Here is a 23,869-nt window from a genome sequence, read left to right on the forward strand (position 1 = left end):
CATGCCCGAGTACGGCTACTTCCTGGCCTCGGAGGAATTCGGCCCCGCGGATCTCGTGGAGCAGGCGCGGATGGCCGAGCAGGCCGGTTTCACGTCGCTGTGGATCTCCGACCACTTCCACCCGTGGAACGACGCGCAGGGCCAGAGCCCGTTCGTCTGGTCGGTGATCGGCGCGATCTCGGAAGCCGTGTCGCTGCCGGTGGAGACTGCGGTCACCTGCCCCACCGTCCGTATCCATCCGGCGGTGGTGGCGCAGGCCGCCGCGACCTGCGCGGTGATGACGAACGGCCGCTTCCGGCTGGGCGTCGGCACCGGCGAGGCGCTCAACGAGCACATCCTGGGCGATCCCTGGCCGCCCGCGCATGTCCGCATGGAGATGCTGGAGGAGGCGATCCAGGTCATGCGCAAGCTGTTCACCGGCGAGGAGGTCAACCACGGCGGCGTCCACTACACGGTGGAGAACGCCCGCCTGTACACGGTGCCCGAGGAGCCGGTGCCGATCGACGTCTCCGGGTTCGGCCCGAAGGCGACCTCGCTGGCGGCCCGGGTGGGCGACGGCTTCATCACGATGATGCCGGACGCGGAGCTGGTGGAGCAGTTCCGCAAGGGCGGCGGCGGCGCGAAGCCGGTCATGGGCGGTACGAAGGTCTGCTACGGCCCCGACCGCGACGAGGCGGTGAGGACGGTGCGCCGACTGTGGGCCAACCAGCTGCTGCCGGGCGAGATGGGCCAGATCCTGCCCTCCCCCAAGCACTTCGAGCAGCTGGAGCCGCTGATCACCGAGGACATGGTGCGGGACGGCACGGTCTGCGGGGACGACCCCGACGATCACATCAAGGCGCTCGCCGCCTTCGCCGAGGCCGGCTTCGACCGCATCCTGGTCAACCAGATCGGCCCCGACCAGCGCGGGTTCTTCGACTTCTACCGTACGAAGGTGCTGCCGCAGCTGCCTGCCTGATCGGCCTGATCGGCGGGTTTCAGCGGGGGCCGTTCCCCGGCCGCCTGGCCGCCAGCGCACCCATCGCGCCGAGGGCGCCGGCCACGAGGAGACCTGCGCCCAGGCGGTTCCGGTTGCGTGAGAGCCACTCCTGCGGGTCGCCGTCGCGGGACTCGGCGTCGAAGCGGCCGTGCGCGCCGTGGTCGTGCCCGTGCGGGCCGTCGGCCGGGGCCCACAGGTTGCCGGCCCCGCCGGGCTCCTCCCCCGGCTGCCGCGGCTCCTGCTGGCTGTCGTACCCGGTGCGGGCCAGATAGCGGTCCAGCAGCCCCGGGGCGACCGCGTTGCCGAGCAGCGCGGCCGCGGTGGAGGCGCCGATCCAGTACTCGCGCCGCCGTGGGTGCGCGGCGGCGTGCACGATCGCCCGCGCGGCCACCTCGGGCTGATAGACGGGCGCGACCGGGCGGGGCCGTCCCGGCATCCGGTTGAGCACCCACTCGAACTGCGGGGTGTTCACGGCCGGGAGCTGCACCATCGTGGTGCGCACCCGGCTGCCGTCCCGCAGCAGTTCGCAGCGCAGCGACTCGTTGAAGCCCTGGATCGCGTGCTTGGCACCGCAGTACGCCGACTGCAGCGGCACGCCCCGGTAGGCGAGCGCGGAGCCTACCTGCACGATCGTGCCGCGGTCGCGGGGCAGCATGTGCCGCAGGGCCGCCCGGGTGCCGAACACATAGCCCAGGTACGTCACTTCGGTGACCCGGCGGAACTCGTCGGGCGTGATCTCGGTGAAGGGCGCGAAGACTCCCGCGAACGCGTTGTTGACCCATACGTCGATGCCGCCGAACGCGTCGGCGACCTGCTGGGCGGCGTCCTCGACGGCCTTGGCGTCGGCCATGTCGACGCTGACCACGAGTGCCTCGCCGCCGGCGCGCTGCACGTCGTCGGCGGCCCCGGCGAGCCCCTCTCGGCCGCGGCCCAGCAGCGCGACCCGGTCGCCGCGCGCGGCGAAGGCCACGGCCGTGGCGCGTCCGACTCCGCCGCCGGCCCCGGTGACGACGACGGCCTTACCGCGCCCGCGCACCAGCGCTCACGCCCTGTGGTGCGGGGTCTCGGGGTCGATGTCGTCCGGCCTCGGGGCGGGTGCGTCGCCCGGTCCGGGGGCCGGGGTGCCCGCGCCGGGTCCGCCCGTCGCCGCGCCCGTCGCCGCGCCCGCGCCGCCCGGTGCGACGGGCGGGACCGGCGGGTAGCCGCTCGGGCCGGCGAGGCCGCCGGGCGGGCCGAGCGGGGCGGTGGCGCCGTGCACGTGCGTGGACCGCGAAGCCGAAGGCTTCGCGGCGGCGCGCAGGGCGTAGGCGAGGGCGCCGAGGATCAACGCGGTGATCAGCGCGGCGGCCCAGTCGGGGAGTCCTGCGGCCAGGGCCAGCCCTACGGTGAGGGCCAGCGCCGCGCCCGCGTACAGGGCCATGGCGCCCGACGCCGCGTACAGCATCGCCTTGCGCCGCTGTCCCCTCGTCTGCCGGCGCAGCTCGTCCCGCACGGTCTCCCGCGCCACCTGCGCGAGCTCGTCGACCAGTGCCTTGTCCAGATGCTCCAGGTGATCCAAGCGGTCCATGCGGGTCGGGTACCCGCGGTCCCGAGTGCGTAACGCCGTGTGCCCATCGGGGTCGTCACACGTCTGCCGGCTGTCTGTGGCTGGGCGCGCAGTTCCCCGCGCCCCTGGGGGCCTCAGCAGCGGTTGGTCGTCACTCGGTCGGTGCCGGGCGCATGCGGAAGTCGTACCTCGCCGGGAGTGGGTCGTCGGTGAGGCGGGACCAGAGTCGGTCGATGTCCGTCGCGCCCTCCCTGAGGTCGGGCACCTCGAAGCCGGACTCGAAGATCCCGCGCGCTTCCTGCGACCGGCCCTCCGCCAGGAGCAGGGTCGCTTCGATGAGGCGGAAGCGGCCCCGGCTGCGGGTCGCTTCGTCCAGCCGCTCCCAGACGCCCCGCGCCTCCGGCACCCGCCCGACGGCGAGCAGTGCGGCGATGGCTTCACGCCCCAGTGCGGCGGTCGCGGTGGAGCCGCCCGGCAGATCGGCGAAGGCCTCGGCGTAGCGGTCGGCGGCGCGTGCCAGGTGGCCGGACTCCATGTCGGCCACGGCGAGGCACCGCAGCGAGGGCCACCGCACGGCAGCGCCCGGCAGGGACCGCTCCCAGCTGCGCACGGCCTGCGCCCGGTCGCCGGCGTGCCACTGGGCGATGCCGAGGTGGTACTCGGCGAGCGGCGTGGCAGGGGCGGTCTCCAGCAGGTCGCGCCAGGGCGGGGCGACCAGGGTCTCACCGGGTACGCCGACCGGGCCCGGCTCGGGGAAGGAGCCGGAGCGCAGGAGCTCCAGCCAGGGCGCCTGTGCGTCACCGAGGGTGGACTCCGCGAAGGGCGTGCCCGGCAGCTTCCACCCCGCGCGCAGCACCTCCAGCGCACCCCACCCCGAGCCGGTGGACAGCGTCTCGCCGGGCTCGGCGTCGGCGCAGGCCCGCCATGCGGCATACGCGGCCTCGACGTCCGCGCGCGGCAGCACGGCCTCCAGCCGGGCCTCGGCCGCGTCCAGGACGGCCGGCCAGTCGCCGTCGGCATCCGTGTCCAGCGGCCCGTACGCCTCCAGCCAGCTCACCTCGCTCTCCGCCTCCAGCCGGACGTGCTCCAGCTGGGTGCGGGCGAGCCCGGCCTGGATCTCGCAGTACCCGCCGGTGCCGGGTTCGGTGAGCCACTCCTGCCAGCGCCGCCCGCCGGTGCCGGAGCCCCACACGAAGAGCTTCCTGCCGCGCAGGACGTCGGTCGAGGTCTGCACAAGACCGTGCCCGTCGGCGTCCAGGGCCGCGATCCAGCGGCGCCGCCCGTCGGGGACGTCGTAGAACCAGTCGGCGGCGTAGTCGCTGTTCAGCGGGTAGGTGCGATCCACACCGTCGTAGGCGGGGACAGGCACCTTGCGCAGGCGGCGTTCGTAGCCGAAGTGCCAGGCCTCGTCGGCCGGGACGAGCACCCTGCGCTCCTCGGGCACCGCGATGTTGGACCACCAGTAGGTGGGCCGCGGCCGCTGGTGCGGGTTGCGGACACGGATGCCGGCGTAGAGGAAGTCGGAGCCGTCGGGGAGCCAGAGGTCGACCTGGAAGGGCAGGTCGCGCAGCCGCTCCCACTCCCACAGGCGCAGCATCTCCCCTCCGTCGGGGGCGGGGACGCGGGCGGCGTGCAGGGGTGCGCAGGACAGGGTGGTGTGGCCGGTGGCGCCGATGTTCCACTCGATGCCGCCGGAGTACCAGGCGCCGTTGAGCGCGAAGTCGGCGGGCTGGAACACCGGGTTGACGTAGAGGAGTTGACGGTCCGTCGGCTTGTGCCGCAGGGAGGAGATCCGGCCGCCCAGTGCGGGCAGGACCGTGACCTCCAGGCGGTCGTTCTCCAGCACGAGCGCGTCGATCTCGCGCGGTGCGCGCTGCCGGTCGTAGCCGTCCCGGACGCGCAGCGGCAGCAGGCTGCGCAGCGGTTCGTGGCCGACCTGGCGGGCCATGTCCCGGGGCAGGCCCGCCTTGTCGCGTTCGTCGATGCGGTGGACCTCGTCCAGGGGCCGCAGCGGGGGCAACGGGTTGTCCGGTCCCAACTCGGCGGCGGGCAGCGTCACTACGGCGCGTCGGATCGTCGTCACGATCTCCATGGAACCCGGCGGCCGGACGGCCGACCAGGGGACCTGCCGGTCAGGATTGGGCAAAGAGCCGCCCCGAATATTCCGCGTGGACCTCCCTCCCGGCGACGTACAGTCGGCCGGTCCGCAGAAGAACAGCACACGAGGAGCGAGAGCAGTGAGCGAGCAGCACACCTACCGGGTGATCGTCCGGGGCACCTGGGACGGGCTCACCGAGGAGGCGCGGGCGCGGCTGCTCGCCGAGGCGGCGGACCACGGGCTGGCGAGCATGCGGTTCACGCAGGAGGGCACGCTGTCGTACGAGGCGTCGCCGCTGAAGCACTTCTCGATGCGGTTCGTGGTGGTGTCGGATGCCGCGGACGGCGAGGAGATGGCCGCGGCGATCGCCGAGGACCGGGCCGAGACGGTGCTCAGGGGTCTGGGCTACGGCTTCGGCCCGCTGCGGTCGACCGTCACCGACCTCGACACCATGAAGATCAACCGGAAGTCCGCATCTCGGCGGTGAGCGCCCAGCGCTCGTGGTCCCGCCAGGCCCCGTCGATGAAGAGCATGTCCGGGGAGAAGCCTTCCAGCCGGAAGCCGCAGGCGCGGGCGAGCGCGATGGAGGCGGTGTTGCCGGGCTGGACGTTGATCTCCAGGCGGTGCAGCCGCAGCGGTCCGAAGGCGTGGCCGATGACGAGGTCGAGGCCTTCGCGCATCAGGCCGCGCCCGGCGGCGTGCGCGAAGGCTCCGTAGCCGAGCGCGCCGCACTGGAAGGCGCCGTGCACGATGTTGTTGATGTTGATGAACCCGGCGAGAGTCCCGTCGGCGCCTCCCTCGCCCTTCTCGCACACCAGGAATCCGGCCCTGGCCGGGTCCTCGATCAGCCGGCCCGCGTAGGCGGCGTAGGCCTCGGCGGTGTCGGGCGGGAAGAGCCAGGGATGATGCAGGTCCTTGCTCTCCCGCGCCCGCGCGGTGAACTCGTCACCGTCGGCCAGGGTGAAGTGACGTATGCCCACGCGGGGGCCCTCGGCCAGGAAACGGGATGCGGTGTGCGGCATCGGTCCAGCTTATGCCGGGGCCGGCCGCCGCGGCCGCTCAGCCACCGACCACCGGCAGCCGCGGCACCCGGTGTCCTCCGGCGCACTGACCACCGGCAGCCGCGGCACCCCGGTCCCGCTCACCCTCCGGCCACCGGCAGCCGCAGCACCCCCGTCTCCTCCGGCGCGCTGACCACCGTCACCGGCTTCACGCCCTTGTTGCCGAAGTACGCGTCGTCGCTCGCGGCGATCACGAACCGCAGCCGGTGTCCGGCCTCGTAGCGGTGCACGATGCCCGGCAGGGTGACCGTGAAGCTCTCGGTGACGTCGGGTACGCGCACGGGCGCGACCAGCCGGCGCACCAGTGTCTTGGTGCCGTCGGGGGCGATGTCGTACACCTTGGCGAACAGCACCAGCTTGTCGGCGGCGTCGCCGGAGTCCTGGCCGCGTTCGGCGGCGGGCGAGTTCACCTTGAGGGTGGCGCGGGGCGCGCCGACGACGTCGAGGGCGCGCGGCAGCGGCTCGCTGGTCCATGCCAGGTGGGTGCTCGGGGTGTCGTACGGGGCGGGGTCGGGCAGGCCGACGACGCCGGCGAGCGAGCTCTCCGAATGGCTCGTGGGGATCAGCCAGTTGGTGTACGAGCGGCTGCCGCGGGCGACCTTCGCGCGGTTGTCGACGAGCTTGCCGTCGCCGGAGAGGTAGAACGTGCTGTCGAGCGCGGGAAGTCGGTCGGCGGTGGCGTACCGGTCGGCGGGGTCGGTGATCCAGTCGCGGTAGTACGCGAAGGCGGGGCCGGTGTCGACCGCCCGGTCGCGCAGGTGCCGGTCGAACCAGGCGAGGATGCGGCGGCCCACGTAGCTGGTCTCCAAGTTACCTTGCCCGATGTTGAGTTCGCCTTCCGCCGGGTCGGTGAGACCGCCGCTGTGTCCCCAGGACTGCCAGATCATGTTCACGGGCGTGCCCTGGGCCTTGAGCGTCTTGTAGGTGGCCGTCGCCTCGTTGAGGTTGAACAGGCTGTCGGCCTGCCCCTGGATCAGCAGGGTGGGCGCCTGCACGCGGTCCAGGTAGGAGACGGGCGAGACGCTGCGGGCGTAGGAGAGCAGCTCGGTGGTGCGGTCGGCCGGGTAGGCACTGGAGTTGAGGGTGCGCACGGTGTCGCAGGCCTGGGTGACGAAGTGCAGGCAGGTCAGGGAGTTGATGCGGGAGGGGTCCAGGCTCGGCTGGAGCAGCGGCTGGCCCTCGCCGATGAGGTAGAAGCCGTTGGACCACTGCCATTTGAAGGCGCCGGGGACGTCAGGGGCGCCGACGGCGTTGTTCGGGTCGAGCGCGTACGCCAGGTCGTGCCAGGTGATCATCGGCACGAGCGCGTCGACGCGGTGGTCGACCGCAGCCGTGGCCAGCTGGATCGCGCCGCCGTAGGAGCCGCCGATCATGCCGACGCGCGGGTCGCCCGCGGCGTCGAGGCTGACGAAGTCGGCCGTCGTGCCGTCGTCGGCGGCGTGCTCGCCGGCCAGGAAGTCGATGAGCCGCGAGGCGGCCGTGCCGTCGATGCGCGGGTCGTCGAGGGAGATCAGACAGCCGGACCCGCCGAAACCGAGGCCGGAGTAGGCGAGCGAGACATAGCCGCGTTCGGCGAAGGCCTTGGCGGTGGCGTCGGTGGAGCCGTCGGCCTTGCTGCCGCCGAAGCCGTTGGTGGTGAGCACCGCCGGTGCGCGGTGGGTGCCGTCCGTCCCGGCGGGCCGGTAGAGGTCGGCGTCGATCGTGCAGGTGCGGCCGCCTGCCTGGACGGTGAACTTCAGGGCGGTGACGGTGTACTGACCGGTCGCGCCGGCCGGGGCGGTGAGCGCGAGGGGGGCGGTGAGTGCGAGACCGAGGGCGAGGGCGGCACCGGATCTGGGCACGCGACGGGACACGAGACCTCCACACTGAGGCACATGGGGACAACCCGACTTACCGACCGGTAGGTACCGGCCGGTAAGCCATGGTGTGACACGTGTCAGAGGTGGTCAATCACCGTGACGGAGGTTTCTTGACGGAGATTCAGCGTTCCATGGACCGGCGGAACAGTGTCCCTTGACGGAGACTCAGGTCAGGGCGGGCCCGTCGAGCGTCAGCGTCCCCGCCTCCGCGTCCAGTTCCGCGGCCACCCCGAAGGGGATCGTCGACGCGCCCTCGCAGTGCCCGAACCCGAACTCCTCCACGACCGGCACGCCGAGCGGGCCGAGCCGGTCGACGAGCATCGGCCGCAGCCGCTCCTCGTAGGGCTCGCAACTCTCCCAGGAGCCGAGCAGCACCCCGCTCAACCCCTCCAGGGCGCCCGCGCGCAGGAGTTGGGTGAGGTAGCGGTCGAGCCGGTACGTCTCCTCCCCCACGTCCTCCAGGCACAGCAGCCCTCCCGCGGCGGAGGTGCGCGCGTGCGGGGTGCCCAGCTCTGCGGCGAGCAGGCTCAGACAGCCGCCGAGCAGCACACCGCGGGCCCGGCCCGGCACCATGGCCCGGCTGCCCGGGGCGGCGATGGTGGTGACGGTCTCCGGCGCGAACAGCGTGGCCCGCAGGTGCTCCTGGGCGTGCGCGTTCTTGACGAAGTCCAATCCGGCCGCCATGGGCCCGTGCAGCGTGACCAGGCCCAGTCGGACGGCGAACGCCTCGTGCAGGGCGGTGACGTCGCTGAAGCCGACGAACACCTTCGGCCCGGCCGCCCGCAGGGCCTCCCAGTCCAGCAGATCGACCATGCGCTGCACACCGTAGCCGCCGCGGGCGCACAGCACGGCGTCGACCGTCGGGTCGCACCAGGCGGCCTGGAGGTCGGCGGCCCGGCCCGCGTCCGTGCCCGCGAGGTAGGGGAACTCGGGGTGCCGGTCCAGCACATGGGGCGCCACGACCGGGTCGAGGTCCCAGCCGCGCAGCACGTCGAGGCCGGCCTGGAGCCGCTCCTCGGGCACGGGCCCGCTCGGCGCCACGACGGCCACCCGGGCGCCCGGCGCGAGCCGCGAAGGCCGCTGCAGTTCTCTCATTTCGCCAGCTCCAACCGCGGCACACCGCGCAGCTCGATCCCGAACACCTGGGCGTACAGGGACAGTTCGGCCTCCAGGGCGCGCACCATGGTGTCCGCGCGCCGGAACCCGTGTCCCTCGCCCTCGAAGGCGATGTACGCGTGCGGCACCCGCCGGCCCTCCATGCGGGCCAGCAGCCGCTCGCTCTGGGCGGGCGGGCAGATCACGTCGTCCAGGCCCTGGAGCAGCAGGAAGGGCGCGGTGATCCGCTCGGCGTGCTCGACGGGCGAGCGCTCGGCGTACCGGGCGGGCACCTCGGCGTAGGGCCCGACAAGCGTCTCCAGGTAGCGCGACTCGAAGTCGTGGGTCTCCCCCGACGCCCAGCCCGCCAGGTCGAGGACCGGGTAGATGATCGTGCCGCAGGCGTAGATGTCGGTCGCGGCGAGGGAGGCGGCCGTGGTCCAGCCGCCCGCGCTGCCGCCCCGGATACCGAGCCGGGCCCGGTCGGCGGTGCCCTCCTCGGCGAGGGCCAGCGCGACGGCCGCGCAGTCCTCGACGTCGACGACGCCCCACTGCTCGCGCAGCCGGTTGCGGTACTCGCGCCCGTACCCGGCCGAGCCGCCGTAGTCGACCTCGGCGACGCCGATGCCGCGCGAGGTGAAGTAGGCGATCTCCAGGTCGAGCACCAGCGGGGAGCGCCCGGTGGGTCCGCCGTGCGCCCACACGACGTACGGGGGCAGCTCGGCGTCGGGCGCCGTGCACAGCGGGTTGTGCGGCGGGTAGACGTGGGCGTGGATCTCCCGGCCGTCCGGTCCGGTGAAGGTGCGGATCTGCGGCTCGGGGTAGTGAGCCGGGTCCACGTCGTCCTGGTGCGGGGCGCCGATCACGCGGGCGCGTCCGGTGCGGGTGTCCAGCTCGACGACCTCGTAGGCGGTGCGCGGGCTGGCGCCGACGGCGACGACGCGTTCGCCGTGCACCGCGAGGGTGGGCGCGAACTCGGTCCACGGCCCGGCCGCGTCGACGACCTCACCGGTCTCGGGGTCGAGGATGCCGAGGGCGGTGGCGCCGCGGCCGTGCACGACGGCGATCAGGCCGCTCTCCAGCGGCGCGAACCAGCGCTGGCCGACCTTCCACAGCGGCCCGCCGAACTCCTCCTCGCGCGGGCACAGGGCCTTGCCGTCGCGGTAGAGGTTCCACCAGCCGGTACGGTCGGAGGCGTACAGCAGCGCCCCGTCGGCGGCGAAGCCGGCCTGGCAGACGGACTCCTCGGGGCCACCGGCCACGACCTCGGGCGCCCCGAGGGTGCCGTCGGGGCGGACGTCGGCGAGCAGCAGCTCGGTGCCGTCCCACGGCATGTTCGGGTGGTCCCAGCCGATCCAGCAGGCCCGCCGCCCGTCGGGCGACAGCTTCGGCCCCGTGACGAACCGGTGCCGCTCGGGAGTCAGTTCACGTACGGCGCCCGACCCGTCCAGCGGTACGGCGGCCAGGACGCGCCGGACGTCCGACGGCCCCTCACCGGTGAACTCCTCCAGCACGCACCACACTTCGCCGCGCTCGGGCAGCAGCACCGGGTCCGCCCAGCGCAGCCCGCCGCCGACCGCGGAGACCGGCGTGAGCGCGACCGGCTCGGCGCCGGGCTCCCACCGGTACAGGCGCTGGTCGGCGAAGTGCACGAACACCACCAGCGGGCGCCCGTCCACCTCCGCTCCGGCCCAGGGCTGTCCGCCGTACTCGACGACCCGGCTGCGCACGTTCCACGGCGCGGGCAGCACCGGCTCCTCGCGGCCGTCGGCATGTCGGCGCACCAGGGTGCGGCGGCCGCCCTCGGTGGGGCGCGGCTCGGTCCACCAGGCCTCGTCGCCGACGAAGCCGACGTACTCGGGGTGCCCGTCGTGGGCGGCGGCGAGGGCCGCGTCGATGGGCGAGGGCCAGGATCCGTAGGCGAGTGTCTGCACGTCGTCCCCCACTTCGGCTCAGGCGGTCCGCAGGAAGCGGTCCAGGACGCGGACACCGAAGTGCAGCGCCTCGACCGGGACCCGCTCGTCGACCCCGTGGAACAGCGCCTGGTAGTCGAAGCCCTCCGGCAGCTTCAGCGGCGCGAAGCCGTAGCCGGTGATGCCCAGGCGCGAGAACTGCTTGGCGTCCGTGCCGCCGGACATGCAGTACGGCACGGTGTACCCCTCGGGAGCGAACTCCTCGACGGCCTCCCGCATCCGCAGGAAGGTGGGCGCGTCGACGGGCGCCTGGAGGGCGACCTCCCGGTGGTGGAACGTCCAGTCCACGTCGGGGCCGGTCAACTCGTCGAGGGTGGCGCGGAATTCGTCCTCGTGACCGGCGAGGAAACGCCCGTCGACGTAGGCGGCGGCCTCGCCGGGGATGACGTTGACCTTGTACCCGGCCTCCAGCATGGTCGGGTTGGCGCTGTTGCGCACGGTCGACTCGACCAGCTTGGCCGCCGGGCCCAGCTTCTCCAGCAGCCCGTCGACGTCGTCGAGGTCGGGCTCTATGCCGTAGAGCGCGGCGAGTTCGGTGAGGGCGGCCCGCACGGTCGGGGTGAGCCTGAGCGGCCACTCGTGCGCGCCGATCCGTGCGACGGCGGCGGCGAGGCGCGTCACCGCGTTCTCCCGGTTGACCTTGGAGCCGTGCCCGGCGCGGCCCCGCGCGGTCAGCTTCATCCAGCCCGTGCCGCGCTCCCCGGCGGCGATGGGGTAGATCTGCCGGCCCGAGCCGTCGTGGAAGGTGAAGGCGCCGGACTCGCTGACGCCCTCGGTGCAGCCCTCGAACAGATGCGGGTGCCGGTCGGCGAGGAAGCCCGAGCCGTCCTCGGCGCTGGCCTCCTCGTCCGCTGTGAAGGCGATGACGACGTCCCGCCGCGGCCGTACGCCCTCGCGGGCCCAGGACCGTACGACGGCGAGGATCATCGCGTCCATGTTCTTCATGTCGACCGCGCCCCGGCCCCAGACCACCCCGTCGCGGATCTCCCCGGAGAAGGGGTGCACGCTCCAGTCGGCGGCCTCGGCCGGCACGACGTCGAGATGACCGTGCACGAGCAGCGCGTCCGCGGACGGGTCGGTGCCCTGAAGGCGGGCCACCACATTGGTACGGCCCTTGGTGCGCTCCAGCAGGATGGGCTCCATGCCCGCCTCGGCGAGGGCGGCGGCCGCGTACTCGGCGGCGGGCCGTTCCTGGCAGTCGCCGCCGCCGCGGTTGGTGGTGTCGATGCGGATGAGGTCGGAGGTGAACCGGACGACCTCGTCCAGCGCCTGCTCGTCAGCCATACTGCTCCTCCACTGCGGCCGAGACGATGGTGGTGACCGCCTTGAAGGTGCGGATCCCCTCGAACATGGTGTCGCTGGTGTAGGCGACCTTGCGCTCCCCGATCCGCGCCACCCCCGGCACGACGGTCGCGGCCATCGCGAGGTGCTCGGCGTCGAACTCGAGGGCGATGGTGTGCGGCCCGGCGGTGACCGGCTCGTGCCGCACGGCCAGCGCGGCCGCCTCCTTGGCCGCCGCGCGGATGTCGGCGGCCGTCCTGGCCGGCGTACGGCAGACCGCCGCGTACCGCGACACATGGTCCTTCACGGCGACCTTCAGCGCCTCGGGCGCGTACCCGAGCGCGTCCTCGCAGGCCAGGTCGTCGCCGGTGACCAGGACGACCGGGACGCCGTACTCGGCGACGACATGCGCGTTCAGCAGGCCCTCGCTGGCGCGTACGTCGTTCAGCCAGACGCCCGTGATCTGGTTGGCGAGGTAGGTGTGGGCGAGGACGCCCTCCATGCCGGCGCCCGCGTGGTAGCCGATGAACGCGATCCCGTCGACGTCGCCGTGCTGCACGCCCTCCACCATCGACAGCGCCTTGTGCCGGCCGGTCAGCATCTGGGCGCGCTCGTCGAGCCGCTCCAGCAGCAGGTTGCGCATGCTCCAGTGCGCCTCGTTGATCAGGACCTCGTCGGCGCCGCCGTCGTAGAAGCCGAGCACCGCCGCGTCGACGTCCGAGGTGAACATCGACCGGCACCGCTCCCACTGCGGTGTCCCCGGCAGCACATCGGCGGGCCAGGTCACGCCGGTGGCGCCCTCCATGTCGGCGCTGATCAGGATCTTCATGGTGCGTCACGTTACGCGGAGAAGCGGGAACGGGCCAGGACGCGGATTCTCCCGCCCTGACCGGTTCTGCGCCCTGCGTCACTCATGTCCCGGCGGCCTCAGGCCGCACGGCCCACCACCAGCCACTTCGACGGGATCTTGATGCGGGTGCCGTCGGCCGTGTGCTCGGTGGTGGTGAGCGGCAGATCACCGGTCCCGAGGACGGTGAGGCCGGCCGCGGTGAGGTGGTCGGTGACCGCCGCGTCGGTGACCTCGCCGGGCGCGATGCCGTGCCGGAACACCGGGGCGAGCTTGGCGGGCGGGCCCTCGGGGCTCTGGGCGAGGCCCCGCAGGACGGCCCCCGCGGCCTCGGACGGCTCGACGAGGAAGGCGCGGCCGCGCGTGCCGATCAGCGCGGCGAGCCCGTCGGCCAGGGGCTGGCGGTCGTCGGGCTCGCACTGGTGCAGCACGCCCCGCATATAGACGTTGGCGTCGCCCAGCTCGGCGTGCAGGGTCTCGGCCTCGGTCTTGTCGGTGGCGTCGAGCTGCCGGTAGGCGGCCTGTCCGGCCGGGTCGGCGAGCCGGGCGTGCTCCAGGGCCGCTGCCGCCAGGTCGACGCCGATGACGTGCGGGAAGCGGTCGGCGAAGAAGCGGGTCTGGGTGCCGTTGCCGCAGCCGAGGTCGATCAGCGGCAGCGCGGGGTCGGCCAGCAGCGGCTCGAACAGGGCGAGGTGCACCGCGGCGGTCAGCGGCGGTTCGGCGTCCCAGAACACGGACCCCGGTTCGCCGGAGGCCTCCTGCCAGAAACCCTCCCAGGCCTGCCGGTACCGACTCGTCACGCTCATGCCCAACTCCCCACGGTGCAGCGCCGATCCGTCGCGTTCGACGGGCGAGTACGGTCTACCCCGCCCGGGTCGCGCCGACAAGCGCGGAAGCGACCGGCTTTCACCGCCGGGGCAGGGTCAGCTCGAACCACACCGTCTTGCCCGCGCCCGTGCGGCTGGTGCCCCACTCCCGGGCGAGGGTGGAGACCACCCGCAGTCCGCGCCCGGTGTCGTCGCCGGGTCCGGCGCTCAGCAGGGTCGGCAGCTCGTGGTCGTCGTCGTCCACCTCGCACAGCAGCGTGTCCCCGCGCACCAGCCGCAGTTCGACGGGCCTGGTGCGGGAGTGCTGTACGGCGTTGGTGACCAGCTCGCTGACCAGCAGCTCGGCGGTGTCGGCCAGCCTCGCGAGCCCCCAGTCGTGCAGTTGCTCGCGCACCACGGCCCGGGCCCGGGGCACCTCGGCGGGGTCGAGCGGGAGGCGCCACTCGGCGACGTCGTCGGGCTCGATGCCGTTGAGGCGGGCCATCAGCAGGGCCACGTCGTCCTTGCGGCCGCCGCGGGTGTTGAGGGCGCGGATGATGGTGTCGCAGGCGTCGTCCATGGACGCGGCCGGGTGCGCGGCGGACTCGCAGAGTGTGGCCAGCCCGACCCCGATGTCCTCGCCGCGCATCTCCACCAGCCCGTCGGTGCACATCACCAGCCGGTCGCCGGGCTCCACCCGCACACGTACGGCTTCGAAGGGCACCCCGCCGACGCCGATGGGCGCGCCGGTGGGCAGGTCGAGCAGCTCGCTGCGGCCGTCCCGGGCGCGGACGATCACCGGCGGGATGTGCCCGGCGTTGGCGAGGTGCAGCTCGCTCGCGATCGGGTCGTAGACGGCGTACAGGCAGGTCGCCAGGTAGCTGTCGCCGAGGCGCTGGGCGAGGTCGTCGAGGTTGCGCAGCAGCTGCGCCGGCGGCAGGTCGAGCGCGGCCATGGTCTGCACGGCCGTGCGCAACTGGCCCATCATCGCCGCCGAGTTGAGGCCGTGCCCCATGACGTCGCCGACGACGAACGCGGTACGCGCGCCGGGCAGCTTCACCGAGTCGAACCAGTCGCCGCCGACTCTGCCGAGCAGGGTGCCGGGCAGATAGCGGGTGGCGACGTCGCAGCCCGCCCTGCGCGGCGGGATGTGCGGCAGCATGCTGTCCTGGAGCGTCTCGGCGACGGACTCCTGGTAGGTGTACATGCGGGCGTTGTCGAGCACGAGGCCCGCGCGGGCGGCGAGTTCGGCGCCGGTGACCCGGTCCATGTCGTTGAACTCGGCGCGCTCGGGGTGGCGCAGCAGGATCATGAAGCCGAGGACGACGTTGCGGGCTTTCAGCGGGACGACCAGCATGGACCGGCCGGTGATCAGCGGCCGGATGTCGCGCTTCTCGAACTGCGAGGCGATGGCGTGGCCCATCTGCTCGCTGATGCGCGGCACGAGGACGGGCTCGCCGGTGGTCATGCACTGGAAGAACGGGGTGTGCGCGGGGAACGGCATGGCCTCGCCGACCGGCACGACGTCGTCCCAGCGGCCGGGTTCGTCGGTGTGCTCGACGGCCACGCGGTGCCACATGGTGGTGGTGTCGGGCACGCCCTCGGGGAAGCCCTCACCCGCGACGACCTGTTCGCGCAGATAGGTCCCGGCGACGTCGGTGAAGCGCGGCACGACCGCCCTGCTGACCTCGACGATGGTCCGGGACAGGTCCAGTGAGGTGCCGATCCTGCCGCTGACCTCGTTGAGGAACTCCAGCCGTTCGCGTACGGCGGTGTACTCGAGGTCCTCGCGGTCGTCCTCGGTGAGTTCGGCGGGCAGCGGCTCGCCCGCGGCGACGGCCCGTGCCAGGCGTTCGCGGCGGGCCTTGCGCTCGGCGCGCCGGGGCACGCCCCAGTCGGGGGTGACGGGCACCCGGTCGTTCTGGCTGAACTCCAGGACGGGGTAGCCCAGTTCGAGGATCTGCCCGACGATCCGGGCGCCCTCCTCGACGCTCATGCTGGGCAGGATCTCGGGCAGCCTGCGGGCGAGGTCCTCGGCGCCGGGGAAGTCGGTGTGCAGGGCGAAGCCGGGCGCGACGCGCTCGGCGCCGGGGCCCTCGCCAGCGTCCTCGGTGTCCTCGGTGCGCAGCCCGGCGGCGTCCGCGGCCAGCACGAGAAGCCGCTCGGGGCCGGGGCCCACCAGCGGGTAGGCCCACCACAGGACCTCCGCCCGGGCGCCCTCCGGCACATCGAGGCGGGCGCACCCGGCGGCCGGGTAGGAGAGCGCGCCGCCGAGCGCGGGTTCCAGGTCGGGGCCGGGGCCGTCGTAGTCCTCGTAGGCCAGCGCGCCGGACACGGGCAGCAGATCGGTCACGGGCCGGCCGACGGCCGTCTCCTTGGGGGTGCCGAACAACCGTCGGGCGCCGCTGCTCCAGTGCGACACCAGGCCCGCCCGGTCGACGACCACCACGGCCAGCGGGATGCGCCCGGCCGCGGGCCCGGCTTCCACGGACCCGGCCTCCATGCCGGGCCCGGCCGGCCGGCTGGGAGGTGCTTCCCGGTCGGTGCCACGGTCCATGGCCCAAGCCCTCTCTCCGCACGCCTCCACAAGATCTGTCCCCGCACCACGGTACGGCGCCGCCCCGCACGATGTGCGGCAATACGGGAATTGGTGCCACCGCGCGCCCGGCGCACGCCCCCGCTCCCCCGCGGGCCTCCTCAGTCCTCGTGCCCGAGCTGGAGATCCCGTTCCGTACGGCCGCCGCCCGCCACCTGGAGGACGGTGGCGACCGGCGGGTAACCGGACGCGATCACGGTGTACTCGCCGGAGGACAGGTCGACGAAGCGGAAGGTGCCGTCGGGGCCGGTGGTGAGGGTGTCCACGACGTTGCCCGCGGCGTCGAGCAGCGTGACGCGCGCGTCCTCGACGGGGCGTCCGCCGCTCGCCCGGACGGTGCCGCGCAGCACGGCCCCGCCCGCGAGTTCGATGTCCTGGCGGGTCTCGCGGGCGGCCTGGACGGTGACCGGGAGCGCGGCCGGGCGGAAGGCCGGGGCGCTGGCGGCGAGGGTGTACTCGCCGGCGACCAGCTCGCTGATGACGTACCCGCCCTCGCGGCCGCTGCGGGTGCTGGCGACGACCTCGCCGTGCACGTTGGTGAGCGTGACGGTGGCGTCCCGCACGACGCTGCCGTCGGCGGTGACGACCGTGCCCGCGAGGCGGCCCGCGCCGCCGAGGACGACGTCGAGCTCCACCGGGCGCTCGCCGACCGTCACCGTGACGGCCTGCGGCTGATGCCCGCCGGCCGCGGCGATCAGGACGTACGACCCCGGTCCGGGCGTCGACAGCGCGTACCGGCCGTCCTCGCCGCTGGCGCCCCGGCCGATCTGCTGTCCGGCCACGTCGATGAGGGTGAGCGCCGCGCGGGACACCGCCGTGCCGTCGGGGTGCTGCACGGTTCCGCAGACCGGGACCCCGGCGGCGTGGGGCGACCGGGCCTGCGGGACGGGAGCGGAGGCGGGGGCGGGCACGGTCGGGTGCCCGGATTCGACGGCGTTGTGGGACACCAGTGGTCTCTCCTTGAGGAAGAAGGCGATGAGCAGGCCGAGGGCGAGCACCGGCACCAGGTACAGGAAGATGCGGGGCATGGCGTCGGCGTAGGCCCGGATGTAGGCGTCGCGCAGCTCCGGGGGCAGGGAGTGGACCAGCTGCGGAGTGACGGACTCCGGGTCGGGCAGCCCGCCGCCCGTGGGCAGTTCCCTGCGCAGGGCGTCGGCGAGCCGGTCGGCGAAGAGGGTGCCGAAGACCGCGGCCCCGACACTGCCGCCGATCTGGCGGAAGTAGTTGTTGGCGCTGGTGGCCGTCCCCAGGTCGGCCGGGCGCACCGAGTTCTGCACGGCGAGGATCAGGACCGGCATCACCATGCCGATTCCGGCGCCGAGGACGGCCATCCAGATGCTGTACTGCAGCCGGGGCGTGTCGGTCTCGAGCCGGGACAGCAGCCACATGCCGAGGACGGACAGGGCGCTGCCGAGGACGGGCCAGAGCTTGTAGCGGCCGGTGTGGCTGATGAGCTGGCCGGAGACGATGGAGGCGCCCACGATGCCGCCCATCATCGGCAGCATCAGCAGCCCCGACTCGGTGGCGCTGGCCCCGTCGACCATCTGCAGGAAGGTCGGCAGATAGCTCGCGGCGCCGAACAGGGCGATGCCGACGACGAGTCCGACGAGGCCGGTGACGTTGAAGACGGAGTCGCGGAACAGCCGTAGCGGGATGAGGGGTTCGGCGGCGACGTGCTCGGCGAGGAGGAAGAGGACCGTCGCGGCGAGCGCCCCGGCGCCGAGGCCGAGGACGACATGCGAGTCCCAGGCGTACTCGGTGCCGCCCCAACTGGTCAGCAGCACCAGGCAGGTGGAGGCGGCGGCGAGCAACAGCGTGCCCAGGACGTCGAATCGGGGCCGTGCGCTGGGCTTGGGCAGCTTCAGGACGACGGTGACGACGGCCATGGTGAGCAGCCCGAAGGGGATGTTGACGTAGAAGCACCAGCGCCAGGTGAGGTGATCGGTGAAGTAGCCGCCGAGGAGGGGGCCCGCCACCGAGGCGAGGCCGAAGGCGGCGCCGATCAGGCCCATGAACCGGCCGCGCTGCCGGGGCGGCACGATGTCCGCGATGATCGCCTGGACGCCGATCATGAGCCCGCCCGCGCCGACGCCCTGCACCGCGCGGAAGGCGATCAGCTGGTCCATGGTCTGCGCCCGTCCGGCGAGCGCGGAGCCGACGACGAAGACGGCGATGGCGAACTGGAAGACGCCCTTGCGGCCGAGGAGGTCGCCGAGCTTGCCGTAGACGGGCAGTCCGACGGTGGCCGTGAGCAGATAGGCGGTGATCGCCCAGGACATCCGGTCCAGGCCGTGCAGTTCACCGACGATCTTCGGCAGGGCCGTGGCGACGATCATCTGCTCCAGCGCGGCGAGCAGCAGCGCCAGCATCAGCCCGACGAAGACCAACCGGACCCGGCGAGGGCTGAGTTCGGCGGTGTCCGGGGCGGGTTCGGGGACGGGGAGGCCGGGCGGGGTCTCGACCGTGTCCGTCCGCTCCAGCGTGATCCCGCCCATGCAGCGCTCCCCTCGTCACACCTGCCACACAATTGCCGCGTAATGCGACAACCCCGAGCAAGTGCGACGAGTTACGGCGCCGATCCGGTCGAGAGGTGAATCCACTCGAACCGGTGAAGGGGCCGAAGCCCCTTGGGATCGGGGGGACTTAACCCTCGACCTCGGCGGCGAGCTTCGCGAGCACGGCGTCGTAGATGCGGCCGAGGCCCTTGGGGGCGAAGGTTCGCTCGAAGAAGCCGCCGATGCCGCTCGCGCCGGTCCAGGTCGTGGTGACGACCACGCGGGACTTGCCCTCGCCGGCGGGGGTGACGCGCCAGACGGTGACCATGGAGGAGTTGCGGTCCTTCTCGACGAGCTCGCCGTCGGTGGGCTCGGTGACCTCCAGCAGGCAGTCGCGCACCCGCTTGCTGGTGGCCTGGAGCTTCCAGTGGACGAGGGTGCCCTCGCCGTCGCCGCCCTCGCGCACCTCGTACTCGCTGAAGTGCTCGGGCAGGAGCTTCGCGCGGGTGCCGCTGTAGTCGGCGAGGGCGTCGAACACCGTCTCCGCGTCCGCCGCGACGACCCGCTCCGTAGTGGCCTCTACCTGCGCCATTGCTTCCTCCAGGACGTTCAGTTCTCGCCGGTGGAGGCAAGCCAACCACCCCGCCGCCCGGCCGCCCAAATCGAGGTCGCACGATCATGGGAACAAGTGTTCTATTGTGAGGTGAGTACTACCGAGGAGGCGTCATGCGCTGGGACAACCTCACCGACTCCGGCGAGCACGGCCGGGCGGCCGATGCCGCGCTGTTCGGCGCGGACGCGGTCACGATTCGCACGTTCGACACGCCCGAGTTCCGCGGGATCACCTTCCACGAGGTCCGGGCCCGTTCGATCCTGAACCGGGTGCCGGGCGCCTCCCGCATGCCGTTCGAGTGGACGGTGAACCCGTACCGGGGCTGCACGCACGCGTGCGTCTACTGCTTCGCCCGCAAGACCCACAGCTATCTGGACCTGGACACCGGCATCGGCTTCGACACCCAGATCGTGGTCAAGGTGAACGCCCCCGAGCTGCTGCGCCGCCAGCTGGCCTCCCCGCGCTGGCAGGGCGAGCACGTGGCGATGGGCACGAACGTCGACTGCTACCAGCGCGCCGAGGGCCGCTACCGGCTGATGCCGGGCATCATCGAGCCCCTCAGCGAACGGGCGAACCCGTTCTCGATCCTCACCAAGGGCACCCTGATCCTGCGCGACCTCGACCTGCTGACCCGGGCGGCCGAGGTCACCGACGTCGGCATCTCGGTCTCGGTCGGCTTCACCGACCACGAGCTGTGGCGCACGGTCGAGCCGGGCACTCCCGCACCGGAGCGCCGCCTGGACGTGGTGCGCACCCTCACCGACCACGGCATCGGCTGCGGGGTGCTGATGGCCCCGGTGATCCCCTTCCTCGGCGACCACCCCGCCCAACTGCGGGCGACCGTACGGGCGATCGCCGCCTCCGGGGCCACCTCGGTCACCCCGCTGGTGCTGCATCTGCGGCCCGGCGCCCGGGAGTGGTTCATGGCCTGGCTGGGGCAGCACCATCCGCACCTGGTGCGCCGCTACGAGCGGCTGTACGCCGACGGCGCCTACGCGCCCAAGTGGTACCAGCGCCGGATCACCCGTCAGGTGCACGAACTCGCCCAGGAGTACGGCATCGGCCCGAGCCGCCCCGGCATGCCGCGCCGCGTCCGCGAGACCGCCCCCTCCCCCGAGCCGACGCCCGGCCCCACCCAACTCACCCTGATATGAGCGCATCCGAGCGCAAGTAGCGACCCAATCGGGTCAAGCCCGGCCAGAACAGGTTCTTCCAGGCGGACTTTCCGGGACGATGCGGCGAGGACCGCGGCCCTCGCGGTCCGGCTCACCCTCCGTCCTGGGAGGACTCCTCCATGAAGAAACGCGCAGCCGTGCTGTGCGGTGCCGCCGCCGTCCTGGCCGGGTCGCTCACCGCCGTCCCCGCCGAGGCGAGCGGCCCCCCTGCCGCGGCCCCGAAGCCCGCCTGGACGAAGTGCGGCACCACCGCCTATCCGACGCTGCAGTGCGCGTCCCTGAAGGTGCCGCTGGACCACGCGAACCCCACGGGGCGGCAGATCACGCTCGCGCTGACCCGGGTCCCGCACACCGCGACGAAGTTCCAGGGGCCTCTGCTGGTCAACCCCGGCGGCCCGGGCGGCAGCGGCCGCACCCTCGCCGGGTTCGTCGCCGAGACCCTGCCCCGGTCGGTGGCCGCCCAGTACGACGTGATCGGCTTCGACCCGCGCGGCGTCGGCCGGAGCAGGCCCGCGCTGAACTGCCGGCCCGGCCACTTCAAGCCCGTACGCCCCGACTCGGTGCCCGTCACCCCGGCCGTCGAGCAGGCCAACCTGGTGCGCGCCAAGGCCTTCGCCGACGCCTGCGCCGAGAAGTACGCGGACGTGCTGCCGTACATGGACACGGTCTCGGCGGTACGGGACATGGACCGCATCCGCCAGGCGCTGGGCGCGAAGAAGCTCAACTACTTCGGCTACTCGTACGGCACCTACCTCGGCGCGGTCTACGGCAAGCTCTATCCGCACCAGGTGCGCCGCTTCGTGCTGGACTCGATCGTCGACCCGACCGGCGTCTGGTACGACGACAACCTCGCCCAGGACCACGCCTTCAACGACCGCCACCGCGCCTTCATGGCCTGGGTCGCCCGGCACCACAAGACGTACAAGCTGGGCACCGACCCGGAAAAGGTCGAGACCAAGTGGTACGCGATGCGGGCCGCGCTGGCGAAGAAGCCCGCGGGCAGGAAGGTGGGCCCCTCCGAACTGGAGGACACCTTCATGCCGGGCGGCTACTACGACGGCTACTGGCCCTACCTCGCCGAGGCGTTCGCCGCGTATGTCAACGCCAAGAACGCCGACCCGCTGGTGGAGGCGTACGAGACGTTCGGGGCGGTCGACGCGGCCGGGGACAACGGCTACAGCGTCTACACCTCGGTGCAGTGCCGGGACGCGGTCTGGCCGCGGGACTGGGCGACCTGGCGCGCGGACAACTGGGCGGCGTACGAGAAGGCGCCCTTCATGACGTGGAACAACGCCTGGTACAACGCGCCGTGCGCGTTCTGGCCGACCGCGCAGCGGCTGCCGAGGGACATCGCCAACGGCGAGCTGCCGCCGGTGCTGCTCTTCCAGGCGACCGACGACGCGGCCACCCCGTACCAGGGCGGCGCCTTCGTGCACGCCATGCTGCACGGCTCCAGCCTGGTCGTCGAGGAGGGCGGCGGCAACCACGGCATCACGCTGAGCGGGAACGCCTGCCTGGACAAGCACCTGACCGCCTATCTCAGCGACGGCACGGTGCCGCGCGGCACCGGCGACGTGGACGCGGTCTGCCCGGCCCAGCCGGCCCCGAAGCCGCTGGCCACCAGGTCCGGTTCGTCCCGCGGCACGACCCTGCACGGGCTGCTGGGCTTCCGCGGCTGAGTGTTCAACCTAGGGCGGGCCTGCGCGCCCGTGTGATCCCATGAGCGCATGAGTGACTCGATCATGAGGATTCCCGCCCCCGACGGCGTCGCCCCCGCCGCCCAGTACACGCATGTGGTGACGGGCACCGGGCGGCTGGTGGCGGTCGCCGGCCAGCTGCCGCTCGACGAGAGCGGCACCTTGGTCGGCGCGGGCGACCCGCAGGCGCAGGCCCGTCAGGTGTTCGAGAACCTCCGGCGCTGCCTCGCCGCCGCCGGAGCGGGCTTCGACGACGTCGTCAAGCTCACCTTCTTCGTCACGGACATGGCGTACATGGCGGCGATCCGGGAGGCCCGCGCGGCGCACATCCCCGACGACCGGCTCCCGGCCGCCTCCGCCGTCCAGGTCGCCGGGCTGGTGCGGCCGGAGTTCCTGATGGAGATCGAGGCCCTCGCGGTGGTGTCCGAATGACCGTCCGGGTGCGTCCGATGACGCTCGCCGACTGCGACCGCGTGGCGGAGATCCGCATCGGCGGCTGGCAAAGGGCCTACCGGGGCCTGATGCCGCAGTCCCATCTCGACGGGCTCAGCGTCACCGAGGACGCCGCCCGCCACCGCACCCGGTTCGCCGCCGCCGACGGCAGCGCCCTCGACCTGGTCGCCGAGCGGGCCGGCGAGGTCGTCGGCTGGGCCTGCCACGGCCCGTACCGCGACGGCGAAGTACGCACCGCCGACGCCGAGTTGTACGCGATCTACGTCGACCCCGCGCACTACGGCGACGGCATCGGAGGGGCCCTCCTCGGCGAGTCCGTACGGCGCTGCACCGCCGCCGGTCACCCGCGGATGCTGCTGTGGGTGCTCAAGGACAACACCCGCGCGCGGCGCTTCTACGAGCGGGCCGGCTTCCGCGCGGACGGCACCGAGGAGCCGTACGAGGTGGCCGGGGTGCCGGTGCCGGAGGTCAGGTACGTCAGGGAGCTCGCCGCTGCCTAGGCAGGCGCGCGAGCGCGTGCACGGCGGCCTCCGCCAGCGCCGGGTGCGCGAGGGCCTCGTTCAGTACGGTCCTGGCGCGCGCGTCGCCCAGCGCGCCGAGCCCGTCCACGCAGGCGAGGGCCACGCGCCGGTAGGGGTCGTGCGGGCGCAGGCGCCGCTGAAGGGTGGTGATGAGCGCGGGCACCGCCTCCGGGGCCCGCAGCTCCACCAGGAGCCGCACCGGGTGCAGCGCGTAGGCGACGCGCAGTTCGTTGGTGGCGAGGGCGGCCGCCGCGCGGGCCGTGCGCGGGTCGCCGAGGCGGGCGAGGGCGTGGGCGGCCGAGGCGCAGCGCTCGGGGTCGCGGTGGTTGAGCAGCAGGACGAGCGACTCGAAGGCCCGCCGGTCGCCGGCCAGGCCCAGCCGGAACGCGGCCAGCTCCCGCGCCCACAGGGGCTGTCCGGGCGCGACGAGCACCTGGGCCAACTCGTCGGGGTCGTCGGTCGCCGCCAGGTGAGCGAAGGCCGGGGTGTCCCCGGACTCCTTCCGTAAGCGCTCGGTGAGCGATCGCAACGCTTCGTCCATGCAGCCGAGGGTAGGGGCGATGCCCGCGCAAGGGGACCTACATCACAAACTCCGGGGGCTGGCGCGCTCGTTACCCGCGGGTTAAGCTCAGACGAGCGAGTCACCCACTCGCGGAACTCCTCACGACGGTTTGGTGACGCAGCCGTCATGGGACACCTCCCCCGCCTTTCGAGGCAGTGGGAGAGCAGCAGTCGGTTCGGTGCCCGAAGGTACCGCAGTGCGACCTGGCCACG

20 protein-coding genes are annotated in these 23,869 nt (G+C 73.1%); 6 read left to right on the forward strand and 14 right to left on the reverse strand.

Annotated elements, in window-relative coordinates:
- Position 1 precedes the first annotated feature (1 nt).
- A complete protein-coding gene (locus tag RKD23_RS07975) occupies positions 2-958 on the forward strand; it encodes an LLM class F420-dependent oxidoreductase (protein ID WP_424853021.1) in 957 nt (318 codons plus the stop codon).
- Positions 959-977: 19 nt separating this feature from the next.
- On the opposite strand, the gene RKD23_RS07980 is transcribed toward RKD23_RS07975, so the two are convergent.
- From RKD23_RS07980 to RKD23_RS07990, 3 genes are all read right to left on the reverse strand, one after another.
- Positions 978-2,015 carry an SDR family oxidoreductase gene (locus tag RKD23_RS07980; RefSeq protein ID WP_424853022.1) on the reverse strand — a complete coding sequence of 346 codons (1,038 nt, stop codon included), beginning with the start codon at positions 2,013-2,015 and terminating at the stop codon, positions 978-980.
- 6 nt (positions 2,016-2,021) lie between these two features.
- Positions 2,022-2,546, reverse strand: coding sequence for a phage holin family protein (locus RKD23_RS07985; RefSeq protein ID WP_424853023.1), 525 nt, complete (start codon positions 2,544-2,546; stop codon positions 2,022-2,024).
- 130 nt (positions 2,547-2,676) lie between these two features.
- Positions 2,677-4,617 (reverse strand): DUF5107 domain-containing protein, encoded by a 1,941-nt coding sequence (locus RKD23_RS07990; protein WP_424853024.1) that lies wholly within the window; start codon positions 4,615-4,617, stop codon positions 2,677-2,679.
- 145 nt (positions 4,618-4,762) lie between these two features.
- Here RKD23_RS07990 and RKD23_RS07995 point away from each other — a divergent pair, with 145 nt between their 5' ends.
- On the forward strand, positions 4,763-5,110 hold the full coding sequence (locus tag RKD23_RS07995; RefSeq protein ID WP_424853025.1) for a DUF6204 family protein: 348 nt from the start codon (positions 4,763-4,765) through the stop codon (positions 5,108-5,110).
- Here the strand turns inward: RKD23_RS07995 and RKD23_RS08000 are convergent.
- From RKD23_RS08000 to RKD23_RS08045, 10 genes are all read right to left on the reverse strand, one after another.
- Positions 5,082-5,645: a GNAT family N-acetyltransferase gene (locus RKD23_RS08000; RefSeq protein ID WP_424853026.1), complete on the reverse strand. Its 564-nt coding sequence runs from the start codon at positions 5,643-5,645 to the stop codon at positions 5,082-5,084. The genes RKD23_RS07995 and RKD23_RS08000 overlap by 29 nt on opposite strands.
- Before the next feature lie 119 nt (positions 5,646-5,764).
- A complete protein-coding gene (locus RKD23_RS08005) occupies positions 5,765-7,537 on the reverse strand; it encodes a CocE/NonD family hydrolase (RefSeq protein ID WP_424853027.1) in 1,773 nt (590 codons plus the stop codon).
- A 171-nt stretch (positions 7,538-7,708) separates the two neighbouring features.
- On the reverse strand, positions 7,709-8,638 hold the full coding sequence (locus RKD23_RS08010) for a S66 peptidase family protein (RefSeq protein ID WP_424853028.1): 930 nt from the start codon (positions 8,636-8,638) through the stop codon (positions 7,709-7,711).
- Positions 8,635-10,572 carry a prolyl oligopeptidase family serine peptidase gene (locus RKD23_RS08015; protein ID WP_424853029.1) on the reverse strand — a complete coding sequence of 646 codons (1,938 nt, stop codon included), beginning with the start codon at positions 10,570-10,572 and terminating at the stop codon, positions 8,635-8,637. The genes RKD23_RS08010 and RKD23_RS08015 overlap by 4 nt, the downstream gene beginning before the upstream one ends.
- Positions 10,573-10,590: 18 nt before the next feature.
- Positions 10,591-11,895 carry a M20/M25/M40 family metallo-hydrolase gene (locus RKD23_RS08020; RefSeq protein ID WP_424853030.1) on the reverse strand — a complete coding sequence of 435 codons (1,305 nt, stop codon included), beginning with the start codon at positions 11,893-11,895 and terminating at the stop codon, positions 10,591-10,593.
- Complete coding sequence (locus tag RKD23_RS08025) at positions 11,888-12,721, reverse strand: M55 family metallopeptidase (protein WP_424853031.1); 834 nt, start codon at positions 12,719-12,721, stop codon at positions 11,888-11,890. The genes RKD23_RS08020 and RKD23_RS08025 overlap by 8 nt, the downstream gene beginning before the upstream one ends.
- Positions 12,722-12,819: 98 nt before the next feature.
- A complete protein-coding gene (locus tag RKD23_RS08030; RefSeq protein ID WP_424853032.1) occupies positions 12,820-13,545 on the reverse strand; it encodes a class I SAM-dependent methyltransferase in 726 nt (241 codons plus the stop codon).
- A 100-nt stretch (positions 13,546-13,645) separates the two neighbouring features.
- Positions 13,646-16,102, reverse strand: coding sequence for a SpoIIE family protein phosphatase (locus RKD23_RS08035; RefSeq protein ID WP_424853033.1), 2,457 nt, complete (start codon positions 16,100-16,102; stop codon positions 13,646-13,648).
- Between the two features lie 140 nt (positions 16,103-16,242).
- A complete protein-coding gene (locus tag RKD23_RS08040) occupies positions 16,243-18,636 on the reverse strand; it encodes an MFS transporter (protein WP_424853034.1) in 2,394 nt (797 codons plus the stop codon).
- Positions 18,637-18,784: 148 nt separating this feature from the next.
- Positions 18,785-19,228, reverse strand: a complete 444-nt coding sequence (locus RKD23_RS08045; protein ID WP_424853035.1) for an SRPBCC family protein — start codon at positions 19,226-19,228, stop codon at positions 18,785-18,787.
- Between the two features lie 134 nt (positions 19,229-19,362).
- Between RKD23_RS08045 and RKD23_RS08050 the strand changes: the two genes are divergently transcribed.
- The 4 genes from RKD23_RS08050 (at position 19,363) to RKD23_RS08065 (ending at position 23,074) form a co-directional block, all read left to right on the forward strand.
- The gene (locus RKD23_RS08050) at positions 19,363-20,403 is read left to right on the forward strand and encodes an Rv2578c family radical SAM protein (protein WP_424853036.1); all 1,041 of its coding nucleotides are present in this window, start codon (positions 19,363-19,365) and stop codon (positions 20,401-20,403) included.
- 140 nt (positions 20,404-20,543) lie between these two features.
- Entirely contained in the window at positions 20,544-22,103 is a 1,560-nt protein-coding gene (locus RKD23_RS08055) for an alpha/beta hydrolase (RefSeq protein ID WP_424853037.1), read from the forward strand.
- 48 nt (positions 22,104-22,151) lie between these two features.
- Positions 22,152-22,553: a RidA family protein gene (locus RKD23_RS08060; RefSeq protein WP_424853038.1), complete on the forward strand. Its 402-nt coding sequence runs from the start codon at positions 22,152-22,154 to the stop codon at positions 22,551-22,553.
- A gap of 17 nt (positions 22,554-22,570) precedes the next feature.
- Complete coding sequence (locus RKD23_RS08065; RefSeq protein WP_424853039.1) at positions 22,571-23,074, forward strand: N-acetyltransferase family protein; 504 nt, start codon at positions 22,571-22,573, stop codon at positions 23,072-23,074.
- Here RKD23_RS08065 and RKD23_RS08070 read toward each other — a convergent pair.
- Positions 23,052-23,636, reverse strand: a complete 585-nt coding sequence (locus RKD23_RS08070) for an adenylosuccinate lyase (RefSeq protein ID WP_424853040.1) — start codon at positions 23,634-23,636, stop codon at positions 23,052-23,054. The two genes, RKD23_RS08065 and RKD23_RS08070, sit on opposite strands and share 23 nt — an antisense overlap.
- Positions 23,637-23,869: the final 233 nt, after the last annotated feature.

It is taken from the genome of Streptomyces sp. SAI-170 (genome assembly GCF_049739565.1).
Classification (GTDB): domain Bacteria; phylum Actinomycetota; class Actinomycetes; order Streptomycetales; family Streptomycetaceae; genus Streptomyces.